The organism is Leptospira ainazelensis (genome assembly GCF_016918785.1).
In the GTDB taxonomy this organism is placed as follows: domain Bacteria; phylum Spirochaetota; class Leptospiria; order Leptospirales; family Leptospiraceae; genus Leptospira; species Leptospira ainazelensis.
In genome coordinates, this window is the sequence record NZ_JAFFPT010000054.1 from 1 (window position 1) to 901 (window position 901).

At 35.4% G+C, this 901-nt stretch carries 2 protein-coding genes; both read right to left on the reverse strand.

The window, feature by feature from the left end; all coding sequences use genetic code 11:
• Positions 1 to 108: 108 nt before the first annotated feature.
• Complete coding sequence (locus JWG44_RS12730) at positions 109 to 432, reverse strand: type II toxin-antitoxin system PemK/MazF family toxin (protein ID WP_205275340.1); 324 nt, start codon at positions 430 to 432, stop codon at positions 109 to 111.
• Positions 426 to 674 carry an AbrB/MazE/SpoVT family DNA-binding domain-containing protein gene (locus tag JWG44_RS12735; protein WP_205275341.1) on the reverse strand — a complete coding sequence of 83 codons (249 nt, stop codon included), beginning with the start codon at positions 672 to 674 and terminating at the stop codon, positions 426 to 428. The genes JWG44_RS12730 and JWG44_RS12735 overlap by 7 nt, the downstream gene beginning before the upstream one ends.
• Positions 675 to 901: the final 227 nt, after the last annotated feature.

The following is a 901-nucleotide window of genomic DNA, read 5'->3' on the forward strand; positions in this document are numbered from 1 at the left end:
CAAAGCAATGTGGCTTTAGCCCGAAGTGAGCGCGAGCGGGAACCGTGAGTCGCGAACGAAGTGAGAAGCCGAAGTTAGACGACGGTTTTTATTGAATCGATTAGCATTTTAATCGACCAACATTTCCTTAATAATCAATTTCATTTTATTAACTGTTTTGGGATCTATCTTCCCTAATTTCTTTACAAAACGTGTTTTATCAACAGTTCGAATTTGATCTAACACAATCCAACCCTTCTTTCCTTGAAATGTTAATTCAACTCTTGTTGGATACGATCGAGACTTAGTAGTCATTGGCGCAATAATTATTGTTCCAATAATCTTATTCATTTCATTAGGCGAAATTATTACACAAGGTCTTGATTTTTTTATCTCATGTCCGACTGTTGGATCCAAATTTATCAAATATACTTCGTATTGAGAAATCACCATTCCCAATCCTTGTCCGATAAATCTATTGAATCGGGAATAAGTAATTTATCATCTTTACTATATGACATTGTCTTAAACTGTTTTTCCCAGCCTTCTCTTGGTTTCGATTTTAGAGGTACAATAATTAATTTATTATTATCGATGAGTAAATCTACTTTTTCTTCAATGTGACATTCTTCTAAAACGGCCTTGGGGATTCGAATACCTTTAGAATTACCTATTTTTACAACTGAAGCTTTCATAGTAATTACTATGTAATTACATCAGGATTTGTCAATCAAAAAGAGATTATTCTTTTGCTGTGAATGGAAATCAATTATGGAAAATTGACCTTTTAATCTTGAAATTTCCTTCGAAACTTTCATTTCAAAAAGATATCTAAAAACTGTCGTCTAACGAAAGAGGCTTCTCGACGTTGCGTCTCCGAGCGCCTGCGCGCGACGGAGTTGGCACGAGGTTCGAGCGACCT